This window comes from Pseudomonas sp. (assembly GCF_002796985.1).
Lineage (GTDB): Bacteria > Pseudomonadota > Gammaproteobacteria > Pseudomonadales > Pseudomonadaceae > Pseudomonas.
The window spans coordinates 33,311-53,825 of the sequence record NZ_PEKX01000003.1; the positions used below are offsets into that span (position 1 = coordinate 33,311).

Annotated in this window: 18 protein-coding genes; 4 read left to right on the forward strand and 14 right to left on the reverse strand. The window is 66.2% G+C overall.

Annotated features, from left to right (window positions below; genetic code table 11):
- Nucleotides 1–4: 4 nt before the first annotated feature.
- From CTR55_RS02645 to CTR55_RS02685, 9 genes are all read right to left on the reverse strand, one after another.
- Nucleotides 5–1,507 (reverse strand): aldehyde dehydrogenase family protein, encoded by a 1,503-nt coding sequence (locus CTR55_RS02645; protein WP_296283996.1) that lies wholly within the window; start codon nucleotides 1,505–1,507, stop codon nucleotides 5–7.
- On the reverse strand, nucleotides 1,504–2,556 hold the full coding sequence (locus CTR55_RS02650; RefSeq protein WP_296283997.1) for a phosphotransferase: 1,053 nt from the start codon (nucleotides 2,554–2,556) through the stop codon (nucleotides 1,504–1,506). The genes CTR55_RS02645 and CTR55_RS02650 overlap by 4 nt, the downstream gene beginning before the upstream one ends.
- Nucleotides 2,557–2,560: 4 nt before the next feature.
- Nucleotides 2,561–2,905, reverse strand: a complete 345-nt coding sequence (locus tag CTR55_RS02655; protein ID WP_081518261.1) for a cupin domain-containing protein — start codon at nucleotides 2,903–2,905, stop codon at nucleotides 2,561–2,563.
- Between the two features lie 118 nt (nucleotides 2,906–3,023).
- Nucleotides 3,024–3,404, reverse strand: a complete 381-nt coding sequence (locus tag CTR55_RS02660) for a cupin domain-containing protein (RefSeq protein WP_296283998.1) — start codon at nucleotides 3,402–3,404, stop codon at nucleotides 3,024–3,026.
- Nucleotides 3,397–4,701: a glycosyltransferase gene (locus CTR55_RS02665; RefSeq protein ID WP_296283999.1), complete on the reverse strand. Its 1,305-nt coding sequence runs from the start codon at nucleotides 4,699–4,701 to the stop codon at nucleotides 3,397–3,399. Before CTR55_RS02665 ends, CTR55_RS02660 begins: the two co-directional genes overlap by 8 nt.
- Before the next feature lie 50 nt (nucleotides 4,702–4,751).
- The gene (locus CTR55_RS02670; protein WP_296284000.1) at nucleotides 4,752–5,831 is read right to left on the reverse strand and encodes an ABC transporter ATP-binding protein; all 1,080 of its coding nucleotides are present in this window, start codon (nucleotides 5,829–5,831) and stop codon (nucleotides 4,752–4,754) included.
- Nucleotides 5,824–6,630, reverse strand: a complete 807-nt coding sequence (locus tag CTR55_RS02675) for an ABC transporter permease (protein ID WP_296284001.1) — start codon at nucleotides 6,628–6,630, stop codon at nucleotides 5,824–5,826. Before CTR55_RS02675 ends, CTR55_RS02670 begins: the two co-directional genes overlap by 8 nt.
- A complete protein-coding gene (locus CTR55_RS02680) occupies nucleotides 6,623–7,495 on the reverse strand; it encodes an ABC transporter permease (RefSeq protein ID WP_296284002.1) in 873 nt (290 codons plus the stop codon). The genes CTR55_RS02675 and CTR55_RS02680 overlap by 8 nt, the downstream gene beginning before the upstream one ends.
- A gap of 89 nt (nucleotides 7,496–7,584) precedes the next feature.
- Nucleotides 7,585–8,634: a spermidine/putrescine ABC transporter substrate-binding protein gene (locus CTR55_RS02685; RefSeq protein ID WP_296284003.1), complete on the reverse strand. Its 1,050-nt coding sequence runs from the start codon at nucleotides 8,632–8,634 to the stop codon at nucleotides 7,585–7,587.
- Between the two features lie 188 nt (nucleotides 8,635–8,822).
- On the opposite strand from CTR55_RS02685, the gene CTR55_RS02690 reads away from it, so the two are divergent.
- The 3 genes from CTR55_RS02690 (at nucleotide 8,823) to CTR55_RS02700 (ending at nucleotide 12,182) form a co-directional block, all read left to right on the forward strand.
- Nucleotides 8,823–9,755 carry a GntR family transcriptional regulator gene (locus CTR55_RS02690; RefSeq protein WP_296284004.1) on the forward strand — a complete coding sequence of 311 codons (933 nt, stop codon included), beginning with the start codon at nucleotides 8,823–8,825 and terminating at the stop codon, nucleotides 9,753–9,755.
- Nucleotides 9,756–9,853: 98 nt separating this feature from the next.
- A complete protein-coding gene (locus CTR55_RS02695; protein ID WP_296284005.1) occupies nucleotides 9,854–11,140 on the forward strand; it encodes a glycosyltransferase in 1,287 nt (428 codons plus the stop codon).
- Nucleotides 11,141–11,297: 157 nt separating this feature from the next.
- Nucleotides 11,298–12,182: a DMT family transporter gene (locus CTR55_RS02700; RefSeq protein ID WP_296284006.1), complete on the forward strand. Its 885-nt coding sequence runs from the start codon at nucleotides 11,298–11,300 to the stop codon at nucleotides 12,180–12,182.
- On the opposite strand, the gene CTR55_RS02705 is transcribed toward CTR55_RS02700, so the two are convergent.
- From CTR55_RS02705 to CTR55_RS02715, 3 genes are all read right to left on the reverse strand, one after another.
- The gene (locus CTR55_RS02705) at nucleotides 12,175–13,512 is read right to left on the reverse strand and encodes an MFS transporter (protein ID WP_296284007.1); all 1,338 of its coding nucleotides are present in this window, start codon (nucleotides 13,510–13,512) and stop codon (nucleotides 12,175–12,177) included. The genes CTR55_RS02700 and CTR55_RS02705 overlap by 8 nt on opposite strands.
- Nucleotides 13,513–13,834: 322 nt before the next feature.
- On the reverse strand, nucleotides 13,835–14,914 hold the full coding sequence (locus CTR55_RS02710; protein WP_296284008.1) for a C45 family peptidase: 1,080 nt from the start codon (nucleotides 14,912–14,914) through the stop codon (nucleotides 13,835–13,837).
- Between the two features lie 145 nt (nucleotides 14,915–15,059).
- Nucleotides 15,060–16,796, reverse strand: coding sequence for an amidohydrolase (locus CTR55_RS02715; RefSeq protein ID WP_296284009.1), 1,737 nt, complete (start codon nucleotides 16,794–16,796; stop codon nucleotides 15,060–15,062).
- 119 nt (nucleotides 16,797–16,915) lie between these two features.
- Between CTR55_RS02715 and CTR55_RS02720 the strand changes: the two genes are divergently transcribed.
- Entirely contained in the window at nucleotides 16,916–17,830 is a 915-nt protein-coding gene (locus CTR55_RS02720) for a LysR family transcriptional regulator (RefSeq protein WP_296284010.1), read from the forward strand.
- A 243-nt stretch (nucleotides 17,831–18,073) separates the two neighbouring features.
- Here the strand turns inward: CTR55_RS02720 and CTR55_RS02725 are convergent, their stop codons facing one another.
- Nucleotides 18,074–19,546, reverse strand: coding sequence for an aldehyde dehydrogenase family protein (locus CTR55_RS02725; protein WP_296284011.1), 1,473 nt, complete (start codon nucleotides 19,544–19,546; stop codon nucleotides 18,074–18,076).
- A gap of 222 nt (nucleotides 19,547–19,768) precedes the next feature.
- The gene (locus CTR55_RS02730) at nucleotides 19,769–20,506 is read right to left on the reverse strand and encodes a nuclear transport factor 2 family protein (protein WP_296284086.1); all 738 of its coding nucleotides are present in this window, start codon (nucleotides 20,504–20,506) and stop codon (nucleotides 19,769–19,771) included.
- Between the last annotated feature and the right edge of the window lie 9 nt (nucleotides 20,507–20,515).

Below are 20,515 nucleotides of genomic sequence, written 5' to 3' on the forward strand. Positions count from 1 at the left end.
CCACTCAGCCCTGGTAGAACACCTCGTCGCTGTACGGGTACCACCAGGAATGAATCTGCGGCTGGTGATCGATGATCACCATCTTCGAGCGGCGGAACGCGTCCAGTCCCTGGCGGCCCAATTCGCGGCCCATGCCGGACATCTTCCAGCCGCCGAAAGGCAGCGCATCGTTGTCGATCAGCGGGTTGTTCACCCAGACCATGCCGGCTTCCAGGCGGTCCGCCGCTTCCATGGCTTCGGCCAGGTCAGTGGAGAACAGCGAGGCGCCCAGGCCGAAAGGCGAGTCGTTGGCCAGGCGCACCGCCTCGTCGAAGTCCTGCACCTTGCAGATCGCCGCCACCGGGCCGAAGCATTCTTCATGGAAGATCGCCATGGCCGGGGTAACGTCGGTGAGGATGGTCGGCTCGTAGTACCAGCCCACCGGGAACTGCGGCGGAATACGCCCACCGCAGACCAGCGTGGCGCCCTTGGCGACGGCATCGTCGACCAGGCGGATGACCTTGGCGCGGGCCGCTTCGCTGACCATCGGGCCGATCTCGGAACGCTCCAGCCCGTGGCCGATGCGCAACGCGCGGGTACGTTCGGCGAAGCGCGCAACGAATTCGTCGTGGACCTCGTCGACCACGTAGAAGCGCTCGGCGGAAGTGCAGATCTGCCCACTCAGGTGGAAGGCCGCGGTCACCGCACCGGCCGCCGCGATTTCCAGCGGCGCATGGCGGGAGATGATCATCGGGTCGCTGCCGCCGGCCTCGATCACCGCCGGCTTCATCCGTTCGGCGCAAGCTACCGCCACCGCCTTGCCGGCCGCCACGCTGCCGGTGAAGGCCACGGCGTGGGTGCGCTCGGACTGCACCAGGCGCTGTGCGGTGCTGGCATCGCCCGGCACGCAACTGACCATGCCCGCCGGCAGCACCTTGAAGTGCTCCATGAATTTCAGCGTGCACAGCGTGGTGCTTTCCGCCGGCTTGACGATGCAGGCGTTGCCCGCGGCCAGCGAGGCAGCCAGGGTCCAGCACATCAGCAGGATGGGGAAGTTGAACGGCATGATGTGCACGCTGACGCCATAAGGCTCGTAACGCACATGCTGGAACGAGCCGAGCTGCGTGGTGCCGGCTACCTTGCCGGCCTCGTCGCGGGCCATCTCGGCGTAGTAGCGGAAGATCGGCGCGCAGTTGGCCAACTCGCCCATGGACTCGGGGAATGGCTTGCCCATTTCCAGGGTCATCAGCCGCGCCACTTCGCGCTGGGTGGCCTGGTCGGTCTCGATGGTGTTGGCCAGTTGGTGGAGGATCGCCGCACGGGACTTGGCGTCCACGCGCTTCCATTCGCGCTGGGCGGCGTTGGCCGCGTCGATGGCGGCGTCCACGTCCTCGGCGTCGCACAGGGCGATGCGCCCGACCTGGGTGAGATCAGCGGGGTTGATGATGTCGCGCAGGCGATGCGTCGCCACGCCCTGGTAATTCGGGCCGATGAAGCGCAGGGGCAGATCAACGTGAAAGTCGGTCATGGAATGCTCCGCAGGGACTCGGGTGAGGCCAGGCGCTGGGCGAGCACGTCGCTCTCCAGCGGCTGGCGCCAGTTCGGCAGGTGAGTGTCGAGCAGTGCCGCCAGCGGGCGCAGCTGCTCGCTGGCGAGCGCGCGCTGGAACAAGCGCAGCACGCGCGGCAGATGCTTGAGGTAGCCGTGCTTGCCGTCGCGTTTGGCCAGGCGCACGAAGATGCCCAGCACCTTGGCGTGACGCTGCGCGGCGAGCACCTGGAAGTCGGCCATGAAGCGGCGGCCGTCCACTTCCGGACGCTGGCTGAGGTAGTGGGTGAGCAGGGTTACACGCAGTGTTTCGGGAATGTCGCGGCGCGCGTCTTCGAGCAGCGACATGAGGTCGTAGGCCGGTGCGCCGAACAGCGCATCCTGGAAGTCCAGCAACCCGCACGCCGCCACGCCCGCCCTGCCCTCCAGCAGCATCAGGTTGTCGACATGGTAGTCACGCAGCACCAGTACCTCCCGGCGCAGCGAGACGTCGCGGCAGCGCTCGGCGAACTCCGCCAGGTAACGCTCGCGCAGTTGCGCGGCGGCCTGCTCGCCCACCAGCAAGGGCGCGTACCAGTCGATGAACAGCGCCGCTTCATCGCCCAGTTTCTGCGCGTCGTAGGCCGGCATGCCCTCGGCGGCCTGGGGCCCCGCACGGTGCAAGTGCACCAGGGCGTCCACGGCGAGGCGGTACAGCGCCGCCTCGTCATGGCCGTCGGCGAGCAGCCGGGTATAGGTGGCCTGGCCGAAATCCTCCACCAGCGCCAGGCCCAGGTCGCGATCGGCGGCTACCACATTGGGTGCCGACAGCCCGCAGTCACGCAGCAACTGCGCCACCCGCAGGTACGGCGCCAGTGGCTCCGCACCGGGTGGCGAATCCATCAGCAACAGGCCTTTGCCGTCGAGGCGGAAGTAGCGCCGCATCGAGGCGTCCGCCGGCAGCGCGGTGATGGCCGCGCCGGCCAGACTTCTGCCGGCGAGGAAGGTCTCGCGGGCGGCGGCTCGGGTGGTTTCGCAAGGCAGGTTCATGGCATCACCGGATCATGTAGACCTTCTTGATGGTCTCGTGCACGGTGCACACGCCCTTCCAGTCCTTGGGGAAGAAGGCAGCGGTGTCCGGCTCGATCTCGATCACCTCGCCGGACTCGTGCACGTAGGTGCAGCGGCCTTCGAGGAAGTGGCAGAACTCATCGCTGGTGACGTGGCAGAACCACTTGCCCGGTGTGCAGTGCCAGATGCCGCATTCGGACTGGCCTTCGGGCCCCTTGTGCAGGACCACTCCGCTGACGTGGGACTCGCCCTCGAGCATGGTCGGGATCACGCCCCAGTCCTTGAGTTCGGTGACTTGCAGCGGGCGGTAGATAACGGGGGTCTTCATCGTTCACTCCTGAAGAGTCGAATCATGTAGGGCGCATAACCGCTTGCGGTTGTCCGCCGATGGAGTCGGGTGGAAATCAACGGCGGATAACGCCTGGGGCGTTATGCGCCCTACGCGCTCAGGCCAGCATGTAGAGATTGCGCAGCGTGCTGTGCACGGTGCATTCGCCAGTCCAGCCGGCCGGGAACAGCACCAGGGTGTCGGGTTCGACCTCGATCACCTCGCCCTCGTCGGAACGGTAGGTGGCGCGCCCGGTGACGAAGTGGCACAGCTCATCGCGCGGGATCGACAGCCGCCAGCGGCCGGGAGTGCAGACCCACAGGCCGGTTTCCGGGCTGTTGTTCGGGCCCTTGAACAGCAGGCGTCCGCTGGAGTGCGAGACGCCTTCCAGCGCATCGGACTGCACGCCCCAGTCCACCAGGTCGTCATACTCGCGGGCGCCGCGGATGTGCGGCGCAGTGGACTCTCCATTAAGGAAAGCAGCTTTGAACTCAGGCATGTTTCACCGCCTTGCCTTGCGCCAGTTGGTCGAGGATGCGCGCGGCATCTTCCGGGCCCTTACGCGAACGCATGTAGTCGCTGGTGCGTGCCAGGCGCTGCTGCATCACGCCGTCGCCCAGCAACTGGGCGATGTTGCGCGCCAGGTCTTCCTCGCTCCAGTCGTAGCGGTCCATGCGCAGGCCGTGGCCGCTTTCCTGGGCGCGCATGGCGTTGTCGTGGCCGTCCCAGACGTAGGGCATGACGATGGCCGGCTTACCGAAGAACAGGCACTCGGTGAAGCTGTTGTTGCCGCCGTGGTGGATTACCGCGTCGACCTGGGCGATCACCGAGGGTTGCGGGTACCAGTTGGAGACGACCACGTTGTCCGGCAGGTCGGTGTACTTCTCCAGGTGCTCACCGACGTTGAACAGTGCGCGGTACGGCAGCTTGCCAATGGTGGTGACCAGACGCTTGAGCAGCTCGACATCGCCCGAACCGAGGCTGCCGAAGCTGACATACAGCAGTGGCTTGTCGTTGTGCGCCTTGAACTGCGGAATCTCGTAGGGCTTGTCGCTGCGCACGCAGCCCTGCAGGTAGTGGAACTGCCGCGCCGGCAGCGGATGGCGGCGGGCGAACTTCACCGGGTCCGGGTAGAGCAGCAGGTTCATGTAGGGCGACTCTTCGAAGAAGGTGCCCAGCGGGTACGGGCGCTCGCCACACTCGGCGAGGAAGTCGTTGAAGTCGGCATGGATCGGCGCAATCACTTCCTCGAAGCGCTTCTGGAAACGCGCGTGGCCGTCCTTGTCGTCCACGCTCATGCCCGACAGGTACGGCGGGATGTCCGGGTCGTGCACCTCGTTCTCCGAGCAGGAAATGATCCGCACCCAGGGCTTGCCGTAATGCTTGATGGCCGGGAAGAGAATCACGTTGTCGACGCAGATCAGGTCCGGCTGGATCTTGTCGAGGATCGCCGGCAGCTCCTTCTGCGCCCACTTGGAGGTGGAGACGATGGCCTCCCAGCACTCCTTCACGTAGTTGTCGAGCTGCTCGATGGGCGCCTTGCGGAAGTTGGGGATGTGGCCGTTGATGAAGTCGGTCCAGTAGCGCGCCATCTCCTCGGCCGGCATCGGCTCGGACATGTTCACGTAGTGTTCCTCGAAGCCGTAGGCCGAATAGACCCCGGTCATCCCCGGATCGGTGAGGAACACCGCCTTGTGCCCCAGCGCCTCGCAGGCCTGGGCGATGCCCACGGAGTTGAGGGCCGGGCCGTAGGCGGCCTCGGGGAAGAAGGCGATGACCTTGCGTTCACTACTCATGGTGCTCTCCCATTAATGGTGCAGTCCCGTCAGTCTTGTTCTCAGGCGAATCAGTGAGTCAGCACGCGGGCATGCCGCGCATCCCAGCCCAGGCGCACCGGCATGCCGGTGGCAAGGCGCAGGTAGTCGTAGTCCGAGGAAGGCACGCGAACGATCAGCGGCTTGCTGGACAGCGCCGTGTTCACGTGCAGGTTGGTGTCCAGGCCGTGGTAGGCCACTTCGGCCACCTCCCCAAGGATCTGGTTGTCGGTAGCCGGCGTGGCGTCGGTAAGCACGCGCAGGCGCTCCGGGCGCAGTGCCAGGGTCACGCTCTCGGGGCTCGACTCGGCGGTGGTCTCGATGTTCAGCACCTGATCGCCGGCCTGCAGGCGATTGGTGCCGACACGGCGACCCTCGATCAGGTTGCTGACGCCGATGAAGTCGGCGACGAAGCGGTTGCCCGGGTTCTCGTAAAGCTCGCTGGGGCTGCCGCACTGGCAGACCTTGCCGTCACGCAGCACGGCCATGCGGTCGGACATGACCAGGGCTTCTTCCTGGTCGTGGGTGACCATGATGAAAGTGATGCCGCTCTCGTGCTGCAGGCGCTTGAGTTCGAGCTGCATCTTCTCGCGCAGCTTCTTGTCCAGCGCGCCGAGCGGTTCGTCCAGCAGCAGCACGCGCGGGCGCTTGACCAACGCGCGGGCCAGGGCGACACGCTGGCGCTGGCCGCCGGAGAGCTGGTCCGGGCGGCGGTTGGCCAGCGGGCCGAGCTGGGCGGTTTCCAGCACCGCATCGACACGCTGGCGGATTTCAGCGGCCGGCAGCTTCTCCATCTCCAGGCCGTAGGCGATGTTGCCGCGCACGCTCATGTTGGGGAACAGCGCGTAGGACTGGAACATCAGGTTCAGCGGGCGCTTGTTCGGCGGCAGCGGCGAGATGTCCTGACCGTTCAGGTAGATGGCGCCGGAGCTGGGCGTCTCGAAGCCGGCGATCATCCGCATCAGCGTGGTCTTGCCGCAGCCGGACGGGCCGAGCAGCGCGAAGAACTCGTTCTCGCGGATGCTCAGCGACACCTGGTCCACCGCCGTCAGACCCTCGCCGTAGGATTTGCTCACCTGCTCCAGGACGAGCAGGTCGGAAGACTTAGTCATGGGCTTTGGGCACCTTGTTCAGACGTTGGGAGGCGAACAGTGCGGTGAAGCTGACCAGCATCACCAGGGTGGCGAGGGCGTTGATTTCCGGGGTCACGCCGAAGCGGATCATCGAGTAGATCTGCATCGGCAGCGTGGTCGAGGCGCTGCCGGAGCCGGAGTTGAAGAAGGCGATGATGAATTCGTCCACCGACAGGGTGAACGCCAGCAGCCCGCCGGCCATCACGCCGGGGAAGATCGCCGGCAACAGTACCCGCCGCGCGGTGGTGAACCAGCCGGCGCCCAGGTCGATGGAGGCTTCGAGGATCGAGTAGTCGAAGTGCTTGAGCCGCGTGCGCACCACCGCGCAGACGAAGGCGATGTTGAACACCACGTGGCTGAGGATGATCGAGTGCAGCCCCAGGCTCATCTTCAGCAGGTTGAAGAAGCTCAGCAGCGCGATGGCCAGGACGATGTCGGGGATGATCATCGGCGCCATCAGCAGCGTGTCGGCGAGGTTTGCGCCTTTCTTGCCGGGGTTGTTGCGGGCACGCATCTCCACGCCGAGGGCGAGCAGCGTGCCCAGCACGCAGGCAATGAAAGTGGAAGTCAGCGCGACGATCAGGGTGTTCAGCGCCGCGTGCTGGATCGACGTATTAGCCAGCAGCTTGGCGTACCACTTCAGCGAAGCGCCACCCCATGCGGTGGGCAGGCCGCTGGCGTTGAACGACAGCAGGATCAGCACCAGGATCGGTACATAAAGGAAGGCGTACACCAGCCACAGGTGAGTACCCAGAGCGATGCCGGAAGCGTTACGCATGGCGTTCGCCCTCCGCGCCCTGGGCCCGGCGCGAGACCATGGCCTGGATGAACAACAGCAGCAGCATGATGCCGATCAGGAAGAAGCTCAGCGCCGCGCCGAACGGCCAGTCGCGCGCGGTGAGGAACTGCGCGTAGATCAGGTTACCGACCATTTGCACCTGCTTGCCGCCCAGCAGGTCGGCGGTGATGAAGTTGCCGATCGAGAGCACGAAGACGAACACCGCGCCGGCGGCCACGCCCGGCACCGACAGCGGCAGGATCACCCGGCGGAAGGTGGTCCAGCCGGAGGCGCCGAGGTCGCGCGAAGCTTCCCAGAGTTCGTTGTCGATGCGCGACAGCGAGCTGTAGATGGCGAGGATGACGAAGGGGATGTAGTTGTAGACCAGCCCCAGCACCACGGTGGCGTCGGTGTACAGCAGGTTGATCGGCTCGCCGCTGTAGCCCAGCAGGTTGAACAGGCGGTTGAGCAGGCCTTCGCGGTTGAGCAGGACGATCCAGGCGTAGGTGCGGATCAGGTAGTTGCTCCAGAACGGCAGCATCACCAGGAACAGGAACACCGCCTGCCGGCGCGGCGTGCTGCGGGTGATGGCGTAGGCTGCCGGGTAGCCGATGATCACCGCGAACAGGGTGGCCAGGCCGGCGATCTTCGCCGAGCGCAGGAGGATGTCGAGGTACAGCGGGTCCACCGCGCGGCGGTAGTTTTCCCAGGTGAACACGTAGTCGATGCCGCCATAGGCACCGCGCTCGAGGAAGCTGTAGACCAGCACCAGCAGGCACGGCAGCAGCAGGAACAGGGCCAGCCAGCCAAGGCCGGGGGCAAGCAGCCAGGCCGAGAGTTTCCGGTCGGCGGACAAAGCGGTCATGCGTAGTTCCCCCAACCCCGCTCAGGCGGGGTGCTTCAGGGTTATTCCGGAGTGAGGATCGGGGGCGCCGTCGACGCCCCGGCGCTGGCTTACTGCGCAGCCATGATCTCGGTCACGGCGCGGGTATAGGCCTTCTGCGTGGAGCCGCCGACATCACGCAACTGCTGCTGCTTGACCAGCTCCGCCGGCGTGGTGGTGAGGTTCGGGTACTTGGCCAGCAGGTCCGACTTGAGCGTTGCCATCGCCGCCTGGTTGGGCACCTTGTAGAGGATGTTCTCGGCGACCCAGGCGTGGTTCGCCGGCTCCAGCATGTAGTTGATGAAGCGGTAGGCGGCGTCGGGGTTCTTCGAGCTCTTGAGCACGACCATGGTGTCCACCCAGAGGTCGGAACCCTCCTTGGGCACCACGAACTTGATCGACTCGTTGGCCTGGGTGCCGTAGTTGCACCAGCCGTCCCAGGCGTGGGCCATCAGCGCTTCGCCCGAGGCCAGCTTGGAGTAGAAGGTGGTGTCGTCGAAGGACAGCAGGCGCTTCTTGGTGGCGATCAGTTGGTCGCGCACCGCGTTGATCTGCTCCGGATTGCCGTCGTTCACCGACCAGCCATTGGCGAGGAAGCCCGCGCCCAGCAGCCAGCGGTCGGTGGCGAGCATGGTGGTCTTGCCCTTGAGGGCGTCGGAGGGCTTGAGCAGGTCGCTCCAGCTCGAAGGCGCCGGGCTGACCTTGTCCGAGCGGTAGCAGATGCCGGTGGTGCCCCAGGTGTAAGGCACGGAGAAGTGGTTGCCCACGTCGTACTCGAGCTTCTGCGCTTCGGGGTAGAGATTCTTCAGGTTCGGCACCTTGGCCGGATCGATCTCGGCGAGCAGGCCCTGCTTGTGCAGGATCTCGGCGAAGGGCGAGGAAACGAACACCACGTCATAGCCTTCGCCGCCGGAGGCCATGAGCTTGCCCATGATCTCTTCGTTGGTGGCGTGGAGGGATTTGTCGGCTTCGAGCCCGGTGGCTTTCTGGAACTTCTCCAGGTTATCCGGGGCCATGTAGCCGTCCCAGATGGAGATCACCAGATCCTTGGCACTGGCCGTGGTGGCGGACAGCGTGAGCGCGAGGGTTGCCCCTGCGTAGAGCATGGTCTTCAGCTTCATCTTGCGCACCTGACGATTGATTGTTGTTGTGTCGACGGCAGCGGAACGAAAAGCGTACTACATGTCTTTTTTTCAAAATAAAAACCGAACCACTGGCGAAGTCAACACTTTCTTGCATTCTTGTTGCACCACCTTCGCTGTGGCATAACGGGTCGCCCTGCATCCGGGGCCTGCTGGAGAGCACTCGCTTGAGCAAGGACACCGAGAAAAGACCGCGTACCAACCACCTGGAACTGGCCCGGCGGATCATCGAGCACGCCCAGGACACGGGGCTGGGCAATGGCGACGGCTTGTCCGAGCTGCAACTGGCGCGCACCTTCGGCGTGTCGCGCACGTTGATCCGCGCGGGCCTCGACCTGCTGCTGGAACAGCAACTGGTGGCCCACGAGCCGGGCAAGGGCTATCGGCTGGCGGCCGACCCTTCCGCCCAGGTGCTCGGCCCCGCCCTGCCCCAGGCCGAGGAACAGGCACTGGCCGCCTCGGTGCTGCGCGACCGCATGGCCGGCCGACTGGGCAACAGCCTCAGCGCCAGCGAGCTGATGCGCCGCTACGAGATCGGCCGCGCCGCCGCGCAGAAGGTGCTGGCGCAGCTCAGCGAAGACCAGGTGCTGGAGCGCGGCGCCGGGCAGAGCTGGTCGTTCCGCCCACTGCTGAACAACCTCGCGGCGCTGGAAGACAGCCTGCGCTATCGCCTGATCCTGGAGCCGGAAGCGCTGCTGGCGCCCGGCTTCGACCCTGATCTGGCGCGCCTCGCGCTGCTGCGCGGCGCCATGGAAGACCTGCTCGGCGCGCCCATCGAGCGCTTCGACGTGGCGCAGTTCCGCGAGCTGGACATCGGCTTCCACGAGCTGATCGCCCAGGGCTGCGGCAACCGCTTCGTCGGCGACGCCCTGCTGCAGCACCAGCGCCTGCGACGCCTGCCCAACCTGCTGCCGATGGTCAGCGTGCACCGCCTGCAGGAAGCCCTGCGCGAGCACCTGCGGATCATCGAGCAGATCGAACGCGGCCAGCTGGAAGTCGCCGCCGACCTGATGCGCCTGCACCTGCGGCTGTCCTTTGCGCAACGCCCGCAGACCGCCAACCGCGGGATTCCGCAGTCGTTCGCCGGTGTGCGGCGCTAACTATTTTTCAATGGCGGTGTTTTTTTTAACGAAAAAATGCAGTATCAGTTTCACGCAGTGCCCGTGCGGTATCCGTGAGTAACAGCGTGGACGTGCCCATGACGCAAAGAACAAGAACCATCGCCTTCTTCCCCGAGGCCAGCTTCGGCGCCGCGCTGAACTGCATCGGCATCGCCCAGGCCCTGCGCGAACTCGGCGCGCGCCCAGTGTTCATCTGCCATGCGCACTTCCAGGGCATCTTCGCCGAGTACGGTTTCGCCGAGTACCCGCTGCAACTGGACTCGCCGCTGTCCGCCGCCGACCACCAGCATTACTGGGAGCGCTTCATCGAGCGCAACGTGCCCTATTTCGACCAGCCGCCCCTGGCGCAGATCGACAGCTACGTGGTGCCGGCCTGGGAAGCCATCATCGATACCGCCATCGAGTCGGAGAAGCCGTTGCAGCAGTTGCTCGCCCGGCTCAAACCGGACGCCATCGTGCTGGACAACGTGGTCAGTTTCCCGGCCATCGCCGCCGCCGGCTGCCCCTGGGTGCGCATGGTCTCCTGCGCGGAAACCGAGCTGCCTGACGCCGCCGTGCCGCCCTACCTGTCCGGCGCCAGCAGCCGCGATGCACAGGCCTGCACGAGCTACCGCGAGCACTACCTGCAAGCGACGAAGCCGGCTCACGAACGCTTCGCCCGCTTCCTCGCCGAGTGCGGCCACCCTGCCCTGCCCGCCGGCCAGTTCCTCGAAGACTCGCCCTGGCTCAACCTGCTGCTCTCGCCGGCGCCGGTACGCTACGAGCGCGACAAGCCGCTGCCCGCCGAGCGCTACCTGTACCTCGACGGCTGTGTGCGCAGCGAGGCGCCGTACATCCCGCCGCAGTTCCCCCGGCATGACGACGCACCGCTGATCTACGTGAGCTTCGGTAGCCTCGGCGCGGCCGACGTGGCGATGATGCGCCGGCTGATCGACGCCGTGGCGCAGTTGCCCTTCCGCTTCCTGATCAACGTCGGCGCCTACCGCGAGCACTACGACACGGTGCCGGACAACGTCTACCTCGACAGCTGGTTTCCGCAGCCGGCGGTGCTGCGCGAGTGCCAGCTGTTCATCCACCACGGCGGCAACAACAGCTTCTGCGAAGCCCTGTATTTCGGCCTGCCGTCAGTGATCATCCCGTACTGCTGGGACGGCCACGACAACGCCCGGCGTGCCGAGGAAGTCGGCGTGGCGCGCTACCTGCCGCGCTACGAGAATCCGCTGGCGGCGCTGCCCGCAGCCCTCGCCGAACTGCTCGCCGACCACGCCATGGCACAACGCCTGAGCGCCGTGCGCGAACAGATGCAAGCGTCGCGCGGTACCGAAGCGGCGGCGCGGGCGATCCTCGGCATCTGTGCCGACTGAAGACTGATTGGCACTGTCGAAGTCCCCGCGATTGGCACTCGGCGACGGACCATTCCACCCGTAAGCTGGGCTCCAGCCACCCTGGAGCCCAGCATGACAGGCGCATTCGCCGCCGCGCTTCGCTGACCCACCTTCTGCCTTGTGCCCCCGGAGTCGTATGCAACCGCGCGACCTTGCCGCCTACCTGTTCCTCGCGATTGGCTGGGGGCTGTCCTTTCTCGTGCTGCTCAAGGCCATCGCCGGGTTCGGCTGGGTCGGCGCGGTCAGCTTCCGTGCGCTGATCGCCAGCTTCACGCTGTTCGCGGTGGCCAGGTTATCCGGGCGCCGACTGAATTTCGAAGGGCTGTGGAAGCCGCTTTGCGTGGTCGGCGCGACCACCGTGGCCGGCCAGCTGATCGGCATGACCTACGCCACCCCGCGCATCGGCACGGCCATGGCGGCGATCTTCGTCGCCGGCATTCCGCTGTTCTCCATGCTCATCGGCCGCCTCTGGGGCCTGGAGCGCATCACCTGGAGTGGCCTGGGCGGGTTGGTGCTGGGCTTCTGCGGCATGGTGCTGCTGGTGGGTTTCCCGGCGGTGCCGATTACCCACGAGTTCATCCTTGGCAGCGCGGCCTCGGTATTCGGCGCCGTCTGCGCGGCCTTCGGCAGCAACTACGCGAGCCTGAAGCTGCGCACCGCCGGGCCCTGGGAAGTGACCTGTGGGGCCTTCCTGATCGGCGGGCTGCTGACGCTGCCGCTGTTGATCTGGGTGCCAGTGCCCGGCACGCCGCAGCCAGTCGACTTCCTCTTCCTGTTGATCTGCGGCTGCGTGCTCAGCGCGGTGAACTACGTCGTGTACTTCCAGCTGGTCGCGCGCATCGGCGCCACGAAGACCATCAGCGTGGAATTCGTCGTCACCGTGGTCGCCGTGCTGGTGGGCGCGCTGGTGCTGGGCGAAAGCCTGTCGCTGATGCAGGGCGTGGGTGCGCTGATCATCCTCGCCGGCTGCGCCCTGGTGCTTGGGCTGGTGCCTGGCACCAGGGCACGCGCGGTCAACTGATCGCCTGTACCGATGCCTCGACTGGCGCGGCGTCGTCGCGGTCGATCACTTCCATCGGCAGGCGCGAGGTTTCCCGCAGCAGCCAGGAGCACACCGCCACCAGCAGCAGTGCCGCCGCGCCGTACAGCGCCACGCCGAACGGGTTGCGCCCGCTGGCGATGAGGATGGCGGTGGCGATGCTCGACGCCGTGCCGCCGCCCAGTGCCGCACCGATCTGGTAGCTGAAGGAAATCCCCGAGTAGCGCATTTCCCGCGGGAACTGCTCAGCGAGGAAGGCCGGGATCGGCCCCTGGGTCGCGCCCATGAAGAAGCCCACGGCGACATAGGCCAGCAGCGCCAGTGGCAGGTTGTGCAGGCCGATCAGCGGGAAGAAGGCGAACAGCCCGAGCGCCATGATCGCCGCCCCGAAGATCATCACCGAGCGACGGCCGAAGCGGTCCGACAGGTGCCCGAAGAACGGCGCGGAAGCGACGATGGCCACCGACAGCGAGAAATCGAACAGCAGGGCGTGGCTGCTGCTGTAGCCGATGTCGGTCGCGTAGGCGAGGAAGAAGGTGCTGCCGATATAGGCGATGGTGACGTAGCCGAAGGCGATGCCGATGCACAGCAGCAGCTCGCGCGGACGACGGCGGAAGGCTTCCATCAGCGGCATGCGCGCCTCGGCTTTCAGCGCGGCCTTGGGCTGCGGTGTGGTGTTCTGCAGGCGCGCATAGAGGCCGACCAGTACCAGCAGGCCACCGAGCCAGAACGGGATGCGCCAGGCGATGCCGGAGAGGTCGTCGTCGAAGGCGAAGCTGACGATGGCGAACACCGCCGAACCGAAGATCCCGCCGATGCCGATGCCCATGCTCGTGAAGCTGCCCCACAGGCCGCGACGCCCCTTGGGTGCGACCTCGATGCCGAACAACGCCGCCCCGCCCCACTCGCCGCCGGCGGCGAAGCCCTGCACCAGGCGCAGCAGCACCAGCAGGACGGGCGCGGCCGCGCCAATGCTGGCGTGGGTCGGCAGGAAGCCGATCAGCAAGGTGCTCATGCCCATCAGCACCAGGGTGGCGACCAGCGCCTTCTGCCGGCCGTAACGGTCACCCAGGTGGCCGAACACCACGCCGCCCAGCGGGCGGGCGAAGAAACCGGCACCGAACGCCGCGAAGGCGACCAGCACGGCGGTCAGGCGGTCCATGCCGGGGAAGAACAACTGCGGGAAGATCAGCGCGGCGGCGTAGCCGTAGATGACGAAATCGTAGAACTCCAGCGCGGTGCCCATGCCGGAGACGCAGAAGGTGCGAAAGGCCGAGCGCGAGCCGGGAGCTGCGGGCGTGTGGTCGATCATGGCGGTTCACTCTTGTTTTTGTGGCAACACGAAACCCGCGCGGCGGCGGGTGGGCTGCCATGCAGGCGTTGGTTTGTAGGTGGTGATACGTAGGGCGCATAACCCGGAACGGGTTATGCGCCGGTAGTTCGGCGACGCAGACTGGGGCAGTCGGCACTCGGGCAATACCCTCACCCCAGCCCTCTCCCAGAGGGAGAGGGGGCCGTCCGTAACGGCTGACACTGTGGCTTCAACCTGCGCCGATCAGTCCCCTCTCCCTCCGGAGCGGGGACTGATCGGCGCAGCCAGGGTTAGGGTGAGGGCGCTTTCAAACACGAAAATCTCAGAACCGCAGGAACCCCTCATCCGCCATCTTCTTCGGTGTACCGGCGACGTACTCCAGCGAGCAGCCAACGGTATCCAGGCCGATGCTCAGCAGGGTTTCCCAGCGCTCGGTGTCTGGCTCGGACATGTCCGGGTGGAAGCAAACCACCGCCTGATCGCCGTCGGCGCCGCAGAAGGCGTCGGCGCGTTCGCGCAGGGCCTTGCCGGTCATGCCGGCGGTGGCGGCCTTGAGGTGATCCAGGCGCGCGTAGGTGGTGGACACGTCCGCCGTGCGCTCGCCCCAGCTCAGCTCGCCGTCGAGGAAGTGGTTGGTGTGCAGCAGCCAGCCATCTTCGCGCGGCACTACCACGGCGGTGTGCGCGGGACTCATCTCGATGCTGGCGGCACGGGCGCGCACGTCATTGCGGGTGAACACGGTCAGCACGGTGGACGCGCTGACCCGCGCCGAACGCGCCAGGTCGATGGCCTCGGTGACGCTGGTGGCTTCCTCCAGCACGCGGCGGGCGATGGCATGCACCGGCACGCCGGCGCTGCCATCGTCACTGGCGTGGTGCAGGATGTTGAAGTGCACGCCCAAGCCGGCGCTGTTCACGCCGATCTTGCCGAGCATGCCGAACTCGGTGAACAGCTTGGCCGTCAGGCCGGTGCTGCCGGTGAAGCCCAGCAGCAGGCCGTGGGGCACCAGGCTGTCGTGCCAGTCCCAGGTCTGCAGGCTGCGCGGAGCAGCCGCGCCGGCCGGGGCGTAGACGGAGGTGGAGCACTCGCCTTCCACCGGCTGCTCGGGCATCACCGCGAGGATTTCGGTGCGCGCATTCAACGCCGCCAGTTGCCACAGCGGCAAGGACACGCCCAGGGCCAGGCCTTCGACTTCCTTCGCCAGGGCCGGGCACCAGTCGGCCAGCGCCGCGAGGCTGGCTTCGCCGATGGCGCGTGCCTTGTCCAGCTCCACGCCGACCCGCGGGAAGAAGTCCAGGTACAGCGCCACGGTCTGGCGGATCTGCTCGGCGAAGGTTTCGCCGATCTGCCGGCCACGCTGCAGCGGGTCGCGGATGTCGGTGGTGAAGGTGTGAAGAATCACGGCAAGGCTCCTGTTACTACTTGGACTTATGGGGAGCGCCAAAAACGCTCCGGATCAATCAACGTGCACACGTACCGCAGCGAAACCCCTGTTTCGCCGCACAGAATCGATGGGTATCGCTTCGCTCCACCCATCCTACGAAGAGTTAAAGCGGATCGCTCGAACGACTATAGACTTCGCGGCCGGCGAACCAGGTCTTGAGCACCCGCGTGTCGCGCAGCGCTTCGGGCTTGACCGTGAACACGTCGCGGTCGAGCAGGACCAGGTCGGCCTGCTTGCCCGGCTTGAGCGAACCGATGCTCTGTTCCAGGCGAAGGGTGCGCGCGGCGTTGAGGGTGTAGGCCTGGAACATGGTCTGCCGGTCGATGTCCTCGGCGGCGTTGAGCACGCCCTTCGGGCCGACGCGCTGGATCGCCTGGTAGATGGCCTTCCACGGATCGGGCGTGGTGATCGGCCAGTCGCTGGCACCGGAAATAGTCGCGCCGTTCTTCAGCAGCGAGCGCGCCGGGTACATGTGCAGGAAGGCCATGGCGCTGACGTAGGGCTTGACCAGGTCGACGCTGTTCTCGTCGGCGGCGGCCCAGTACAGCTGCATGGCGGCGATCACGTCGAGCGCCTTGAAGCGCGGGAAGTCCTTCGGGTTGACCATCTGCAAGTGAGTGATCGAATGCGGGATGCCGCTGTGGCGATCCTTGCGCGCCTGCTCGATGCCGTTGAGCGATTCGCGCACCGCGCGGTCGCCGATGGCATGGATGTGCACCAGCCAGCCACGGGCGTCGGCAGCGCTGACCAGTTCGCCGAAGTGCTTGGGGTCGATCAGCAGTTCGCCGTACTTCTTCGAGTTGCTGTAGGGCTCGAGCATCGCGGCGCTCTGCGCCGGCACCTCGGCCACGCCGTCGGCGAAGACCTTGATGCCCGGCAGGGTCAGGTTCGTAACGCCTGCGAACTGCTGGCGCACCTTGTCCAGCTCGTCGAGGTCGGCTGGGGTCGCCTTGGAGTCGGCCATCAGCAAGGCGGCGACGTGCGCGGTCAGGCCGCCCTGCTCCGCCAGCATCTTGTAGGCCGGCAGCACGCCGACGGAATCGTTGTGGATGTCGCCACCGGGGTTCTCGTTGGCCAGGGGTTCCATCCAGGCGGTGATGCCCAGTTCGTGGTAGTAGCTTTGCGCGCCCTTCAGCGCCTTGAGCAGCTCGTCGTTACTCGCCAGCGGCAGCAGCGCCTGCACCGGGTAGAGGCCGGCATCCACCAGGAAGCCGTTGGGCTTGCCGTCGGCGCCATGGCCGAGGGTGGCCTGCTCTTCGCCCTTCAGCGACTTGACCTTGGCTGCGTCGATTCCGGCCAGATCCAACAGCGCCTGGTTGGCCCAGCCGGTGTGGTAGTCGCCGCCGGCCAGGAGGATCGGCTGCGTGGCCCATTCGCCCTGGTTGAAACGCTGCTGCAACTCGCCGAGCTCGTCCCAGTACGCCGTCGGCACGCCACCGACATAGAGGAACTGGCCACGCCGCGCGCGGCCGTCGTCACGCCACTGACGCAGCTTGCTCTCGAACTCGGCGAGCGGCAGGTCCTGGTTGTCCAGGTTGGCCTGGAGCATCTGCAGACCACCCTTGACCAGGTGGGTGTGGGCGTCGATGAAGCCGGGCATCAGCACCTGACCGTGCAGGTCGATGACTTTCGTTGCGGACTGCTGGAGCTTGAGGATCTGCGCGTCGGAGCCGACGGCGAGGATGCGGCCGTTCTCCACCGCCAGCGCCTGTTGCAGCGGCTGGCCCGGTTCGGCGGTGTAGACCTTGCCGCCGTGGAAGATGAGGTCGGCGGCGGCCATAGTTTCCATCGAGGAAAAAGCGCAAGCCGCCGACACCAGCGCCGGAATCAGTAGTTTCATCGCAGAGCCTTCGTTATTGTTGATCTGTGACGAAGGTTAAGCAAAAGCCTCGGCGGCTTTAACACTGACTTCCCGCACAACTTTTGTTCCTGTCAGGAAGCAATACCAGGAAGCAATCCATGGACAAAATGACTGCCCTCACCATGTTCGTCGCCACCGCCGACCACGGTGGCTTCAGCCGAGCCGCCGAACAGCTGGGCAAGACCCCCTCGGCGATCACCAAGGGCGTGGCGCAACTGGAGGCCGACCTGGGCCAGCGCCTGTTCGAGCGCACCACAAGGCGCATGGCGCTGACCGAGGCCGGGCACATCTACCTGGAAGGCGCGCGCTCGGCGCTGATGCAACTGCAACGCGCCAGCGAAGAAGTCGAGCAATTGCAGACCGAGCTGCGCGGCAGCCTGCGCATCGTCTCGCCGCCCTCCTTCGCCCCGGCCTTCTTCAATGCGGTGTGCTGCCGCTTTCTGCGTGAGCACCCGCAGGTGCGTCTGGAGGTGAACCTGCTGGACGAATTCGTCGACCTGGTGGAAGGCGGCTATGACATCGCCCTGCGCGACGGCCCCATCGACCTGCCGGACGTGATCGCCCAGCCGCTGCTCGAAAACCGCCTGATGCTCTGCGCCAGCCCGAAGTACCTGGCGGAAAAGGGCCTGGACGTGACGCTGGAGAACTACGAGCAGCACGACTGGCTGATCTTCCGCCACCCGCTGCTGAACCGGAATTTCTGGTGGGTGCAGAAGGACGGCGAGCGCATCCGCATCCGCCAGCCGGTGCCGCGCATCGCCAGCGACAACTACGACTTCCTGCTCTCCTGCCTGCTCGACGGCCAGGGGCTGCAATTCCTGCCGCAGTGGAGCGCACTGCCCTATCTGGAAAGCGGCGAACTGGTGGAGCAGCTCCCCGATTGCTGGCGCGACCAGAGCGCCTTCGGGCCCTGGGTGCATGTTCTCTACCTGCCGCACCGGCGCAGCACGCGCAAGGTGCGGGTGTTCATCGAGTACCTGCGCGAGCATCTGCAGGGGAAGGGATTGGTCTGACAGTGCCCCGGTTTCGCCGTATGAGCTCAACGCAGGATGGCGTGGAGCGCAGCGATACCCATCAAAGCCACACACCGACAGCATCGGTATCGCTGCGCTCCACCCATCCTGCGTATATGCAGCCGTCGGCTTTCGCTCTGGCTCTGAAAACTTCCAGAGAAACCTCCGAGCACTCCGATCGGCACGTAGGGCGGATAACCCGGAACGGGTTATCCGCTGCCTCATCACATCACCTGACTTGCCTTACTTGATGTACCAGCCCCACGGCTGGTCGCTGAGGTACTCGGTGACCTGCTTGGTCTCCAGGTAGTTGTCCAGGCCCCACACACCCAGCTCGCGGCCGATGCCGCTCTGCTTGTAGCCGCCCCAGGGCGCCTGGGTGAAGGTCGGCTGCGAGCAGTTGACCCAGACGATGCCGGCGCGCAGGCCGCGGCTCACGCGCTGGCAGCGCGACGGATCGGCAGACATCACCGCCGCCGCCAGGCCGAACTGGCTGTCGTTGGCCAGGCGCAATGCCTCGGCCTCGTCCTTGAAGCGGCGTACGGCGAGCACCGGGCCGAAGATTTCCTCGCGCCACACGGCGCTTTCCAGCGGCGCGTCGATGAACACGGTCGGTTCGACGAACCAGCCTTTATCGAGGTGCGCCGGGCGCTTGCCGCCGGTGGCCAGCTTCGCACCATCGCGCACGCCGGCCTCGATGGCCTGCAGCACCTTGGCGTGCTGGCCGGCGCTGACCAGCGGGCCGAGCAGCACGCCCGGCTCCAGGCCGTTGCCGATGGTGATGCGGCGGGTTTCTTCCACCAGGCGCTCGATCAGCCGGTCGTGCAGGCCGTCCTGCACCAGCAGACGCGAAGTGGCGCTGCACACCTGGCCCTGGTTCCAGAAGATGCCGAACAGGATCCACTCCACCGCCGCCTCGACATCCGCATCATCGAAGACGATGAACGCCGACTTGCCGCCCAGCTCCAGGCTGACGTTCTTGATGTCCTGGGCCGCCGCCTGCATGATCGCGCGCCCGGTCGGCACGCTGCCGGTGAAGGCCAGCTTGTCCACGCCCGGATGCGCCGAGAGCGGCGAACCGGCATCGCGGCCCAGGCCGGTGACCACGTTGAGCACGCCCCTCGGCAGGCCCACGGCATCGGCGGCAGCGGCCAGCTCCAGGGAGGTCAGCGGCGTCAGTTCCGAAGGCTTGAGCACGGCGGTGCAACCGGCGGCCAGTGCCGGGGCGACCTTCCACGAGGCCATCAGCAACGGGTAGTTCCACGGGATGATCTGCCCCGCCACACCGACCGGTTCGCGTAGCACGCGGCAGGCGAAACGCTCGTCAGGCAGCGCGACCACTTCCCCCTCGTCGTTCAGCCCTTCGGCGAGCTCGGCGTAGTAGTCGAAGCAACCGATGGCGTCGTCGATATCCCACTGCGCCTCGGGCAGCGGCTTGCCGTTGTCCTGCACTTCCAGGCGGGCGATGTCTTCGCGGCGGCCCCGCAGGTTGTCGGCGATGGCGCGCAGGTAGCCGGCGCGTTCCTTACCGGTGCTGCGGCCCCACTCGCCCTCATCAAAAGCCCGGCGCGCGGACTGCACGGCGCGATCCACATCCTCGCCGGTGGCAGCGGCGACTTCAGTCAGTACGGCTTCGCTGGAGGGCTCGTACACCTCGAAGCGGCCGCCTTTCGCGGGTGCCTGCCATTGGCCATCGATATAGAGCTGGTCGCGCATGCGAAGGTCTCCTGAGCGGGTTGGGATATTTGTCGGCCGAGCATAGGGAAATGGGCGCAGGATTGATAACGCGGGTGACTTGCATGCGGGCACGCGCGGAGCGGCATGCAAGCTCATCGACAGCGTTGCGGCATCAGGGCCACTCCCGTAGGAGCGGATTCATCCGCGATGACTTGAAGCCGCTCCGAAGCATCGCGGACGGAGTCCGCTCCTACGCAAAGGTCAGGCCCGCTGCTGTTCCAGGTAAGCCTTGGGCGACAGCCCCGTCTCCTCGCGGAAGCAGCGGTAGAAGGTCGACAGCGAGCGGAACCCCGCTGCCCGCGCCAGTTCATCGATGCGCGTGACGCTGGTGGCGCCGTCGAGCTGGCCGAGCAGATGGCGCAGGCGCAGCTGGTTCAGGTACTGGTAGAAGCTCAGGCCCAGCACCTGGTTGAGGAAGTAGGAAATCTGGTTGCGCGTATAGCCGGTGGCCGCCGCCACCTGGGGCATGTCCAGGTCGGGGTTGAGGAACGGCCGGGTCTGCTGGAAATACTGCTGGATATCCCCGCCGAGCAGGCTCAACTGCCGCGCGGAAAGCCCCAGGCGGCTATCGGCCATGCGCGGTTGTGGCTCGCTGGCGGGCTTCTCCGGCTGGCCAACCAGCGCGGCTTGCTCGTTGACGCGGATGATCCGGCCGTCACGCACGGTGTAGGCCTCGGTGGCGCGGAAGGACACCAGCCCCTCGGTGCCACGCAGGGTTACCTGGTACTGCAGGAAGGCCGTGTCGCCGTCCACCCGCAGCCGATCGGTGTAGACCTGCGACTCATCGCCCGCCGCTGGCATGCTGGTCTGCAGGTACTCACGCAATTCGTTCGGCGCAATCCGACGCCCCTGGAAGAAATCGTTGTACTCCACCTGCGCATCGAACAGCGCCATCAGCGCCTCGATATCATGGCGACGCCAGGCCTGGTGATAGCGCATCACCAAGGC

Excerpts from the sequence above, each read along its gene's own strand:
- CTR55_RS02645 (WP_296283996.1), bottom strand. The coding sequence starts at position 1,507 with ATGACCGACTTTCACGTTGATCTGCCCCTGCGCTTCATCGGCCCGAAT.
- CTR55_RS02650 (WP_296283997.1), bottom strand. The coding sequence starts at position 2,556 with ATGAACCTGCCTTGCGAAACCACCCGAGCCGCCGCCCGCGAGACCTTC.
- CTR55_RS02655 (WP_081518261.1), bottom strand. The coding sequence starts at position 2,905 with ATGAAGACCCCCGTTATCTACCGCCCGCTGCAAGTCACCGAACTCAAG.
- CTR55_RS02660 (WP_296283998.1), bottom strand. The coding sequence starts at position 3,404 with ATGCCTGAGTTCAAAGCTGCTTTCCTTAATGGAGAGTCCACTGCGCCG.
- CTR55_RS02665 (WP_296283999.1), bottom strand. The coding sequence starts at position 4,701 with ATGAGTAGTGAACGCAAGGTCATCGCCTTCTTCCCCGAGGCCGCCTAC.
- CTR55_RS02670 (WP_296284000.1), bottom strand. The coding sequence starts at position 5,831 with ATGACTAAGTCTTCCGACCTGCTCGTCCTGGAGCAGGTGAGCAAATCC.
- CTR55_RS02675 (WP_296284001.1), bottom strand. The coding sequence starts at position 6,630 with ATGCGTAACGCTTCCGGCATCGCTCTGGGTACTCACCTGTGGCTGGTG.
- CTR55_RS02680 (WP_296284002.1), bottom strand. The coding sequence starts at position 7,495 with ATGACCGCTTTGTCCGCCGACCGGAAACTCTCGGCCTGGCTGCTTGCC.
- CTR55_RS02685 (WP_296284003.1), bottom strand. The coding sequence starts at position 8,634 with ATGAAGCTGAAGACCATGCTCTACGCAGGGGCAACCCTCGCGCTCACG.
- CTR55_RS02695 (WP_296284005.1), top strand. The coding sequence starts at position 9,854 with ATGACGCAAAGAACAAGAACCATCGCCTTCTTCCCCGAGGCCAGCTTC.
- CTR55_RS02700 (WP_296284006.1), top strand. The coding sequence starts at position 11,298 with ATGCAACCGCGCGACCTTGCCGCCTACCTGTTCCTCGCGATTGGCTGG.
- CTR55_RS02705 (WP_296284007.1), bottom strand. The coding sequence starts at position 13,512 with ATGATCGACCACACGCCCGCAGCTCCCGGCTCGCGCTCGGCCTTTCGC.
- CTR55_RS02715 (WP_296284009.1), bottom strand. The coding sequence starts at position 16,796 with ATGAAACTACTGATTCCGGCGCTGGTGTCGGCGGCTTGCGCTTTTTCC.
- CTR55_RS02720 (WP_296284010.1), top strand. The coding sequence starts at position 16,916 with ATGGACAAAATGACTGCCCTCACCATGTTCGTCGCCACCGCCGACCAC.
- CTR55_RS02725 (WP_296284011.1), bottom strand. The coding sequence starts at position 19,546 with ATGCGCGACCAGCTCTATATCGATGGCCAATGGCAGGCACCCGCGAAA.
- CTR55_RS02730 (WP_296284086.1), bottom strand. The coding sequence starts at position 20,506 with ATGCGCTATCACCAGGCCTGGCGTCGCCATGATATCGAGGCGCTGATG.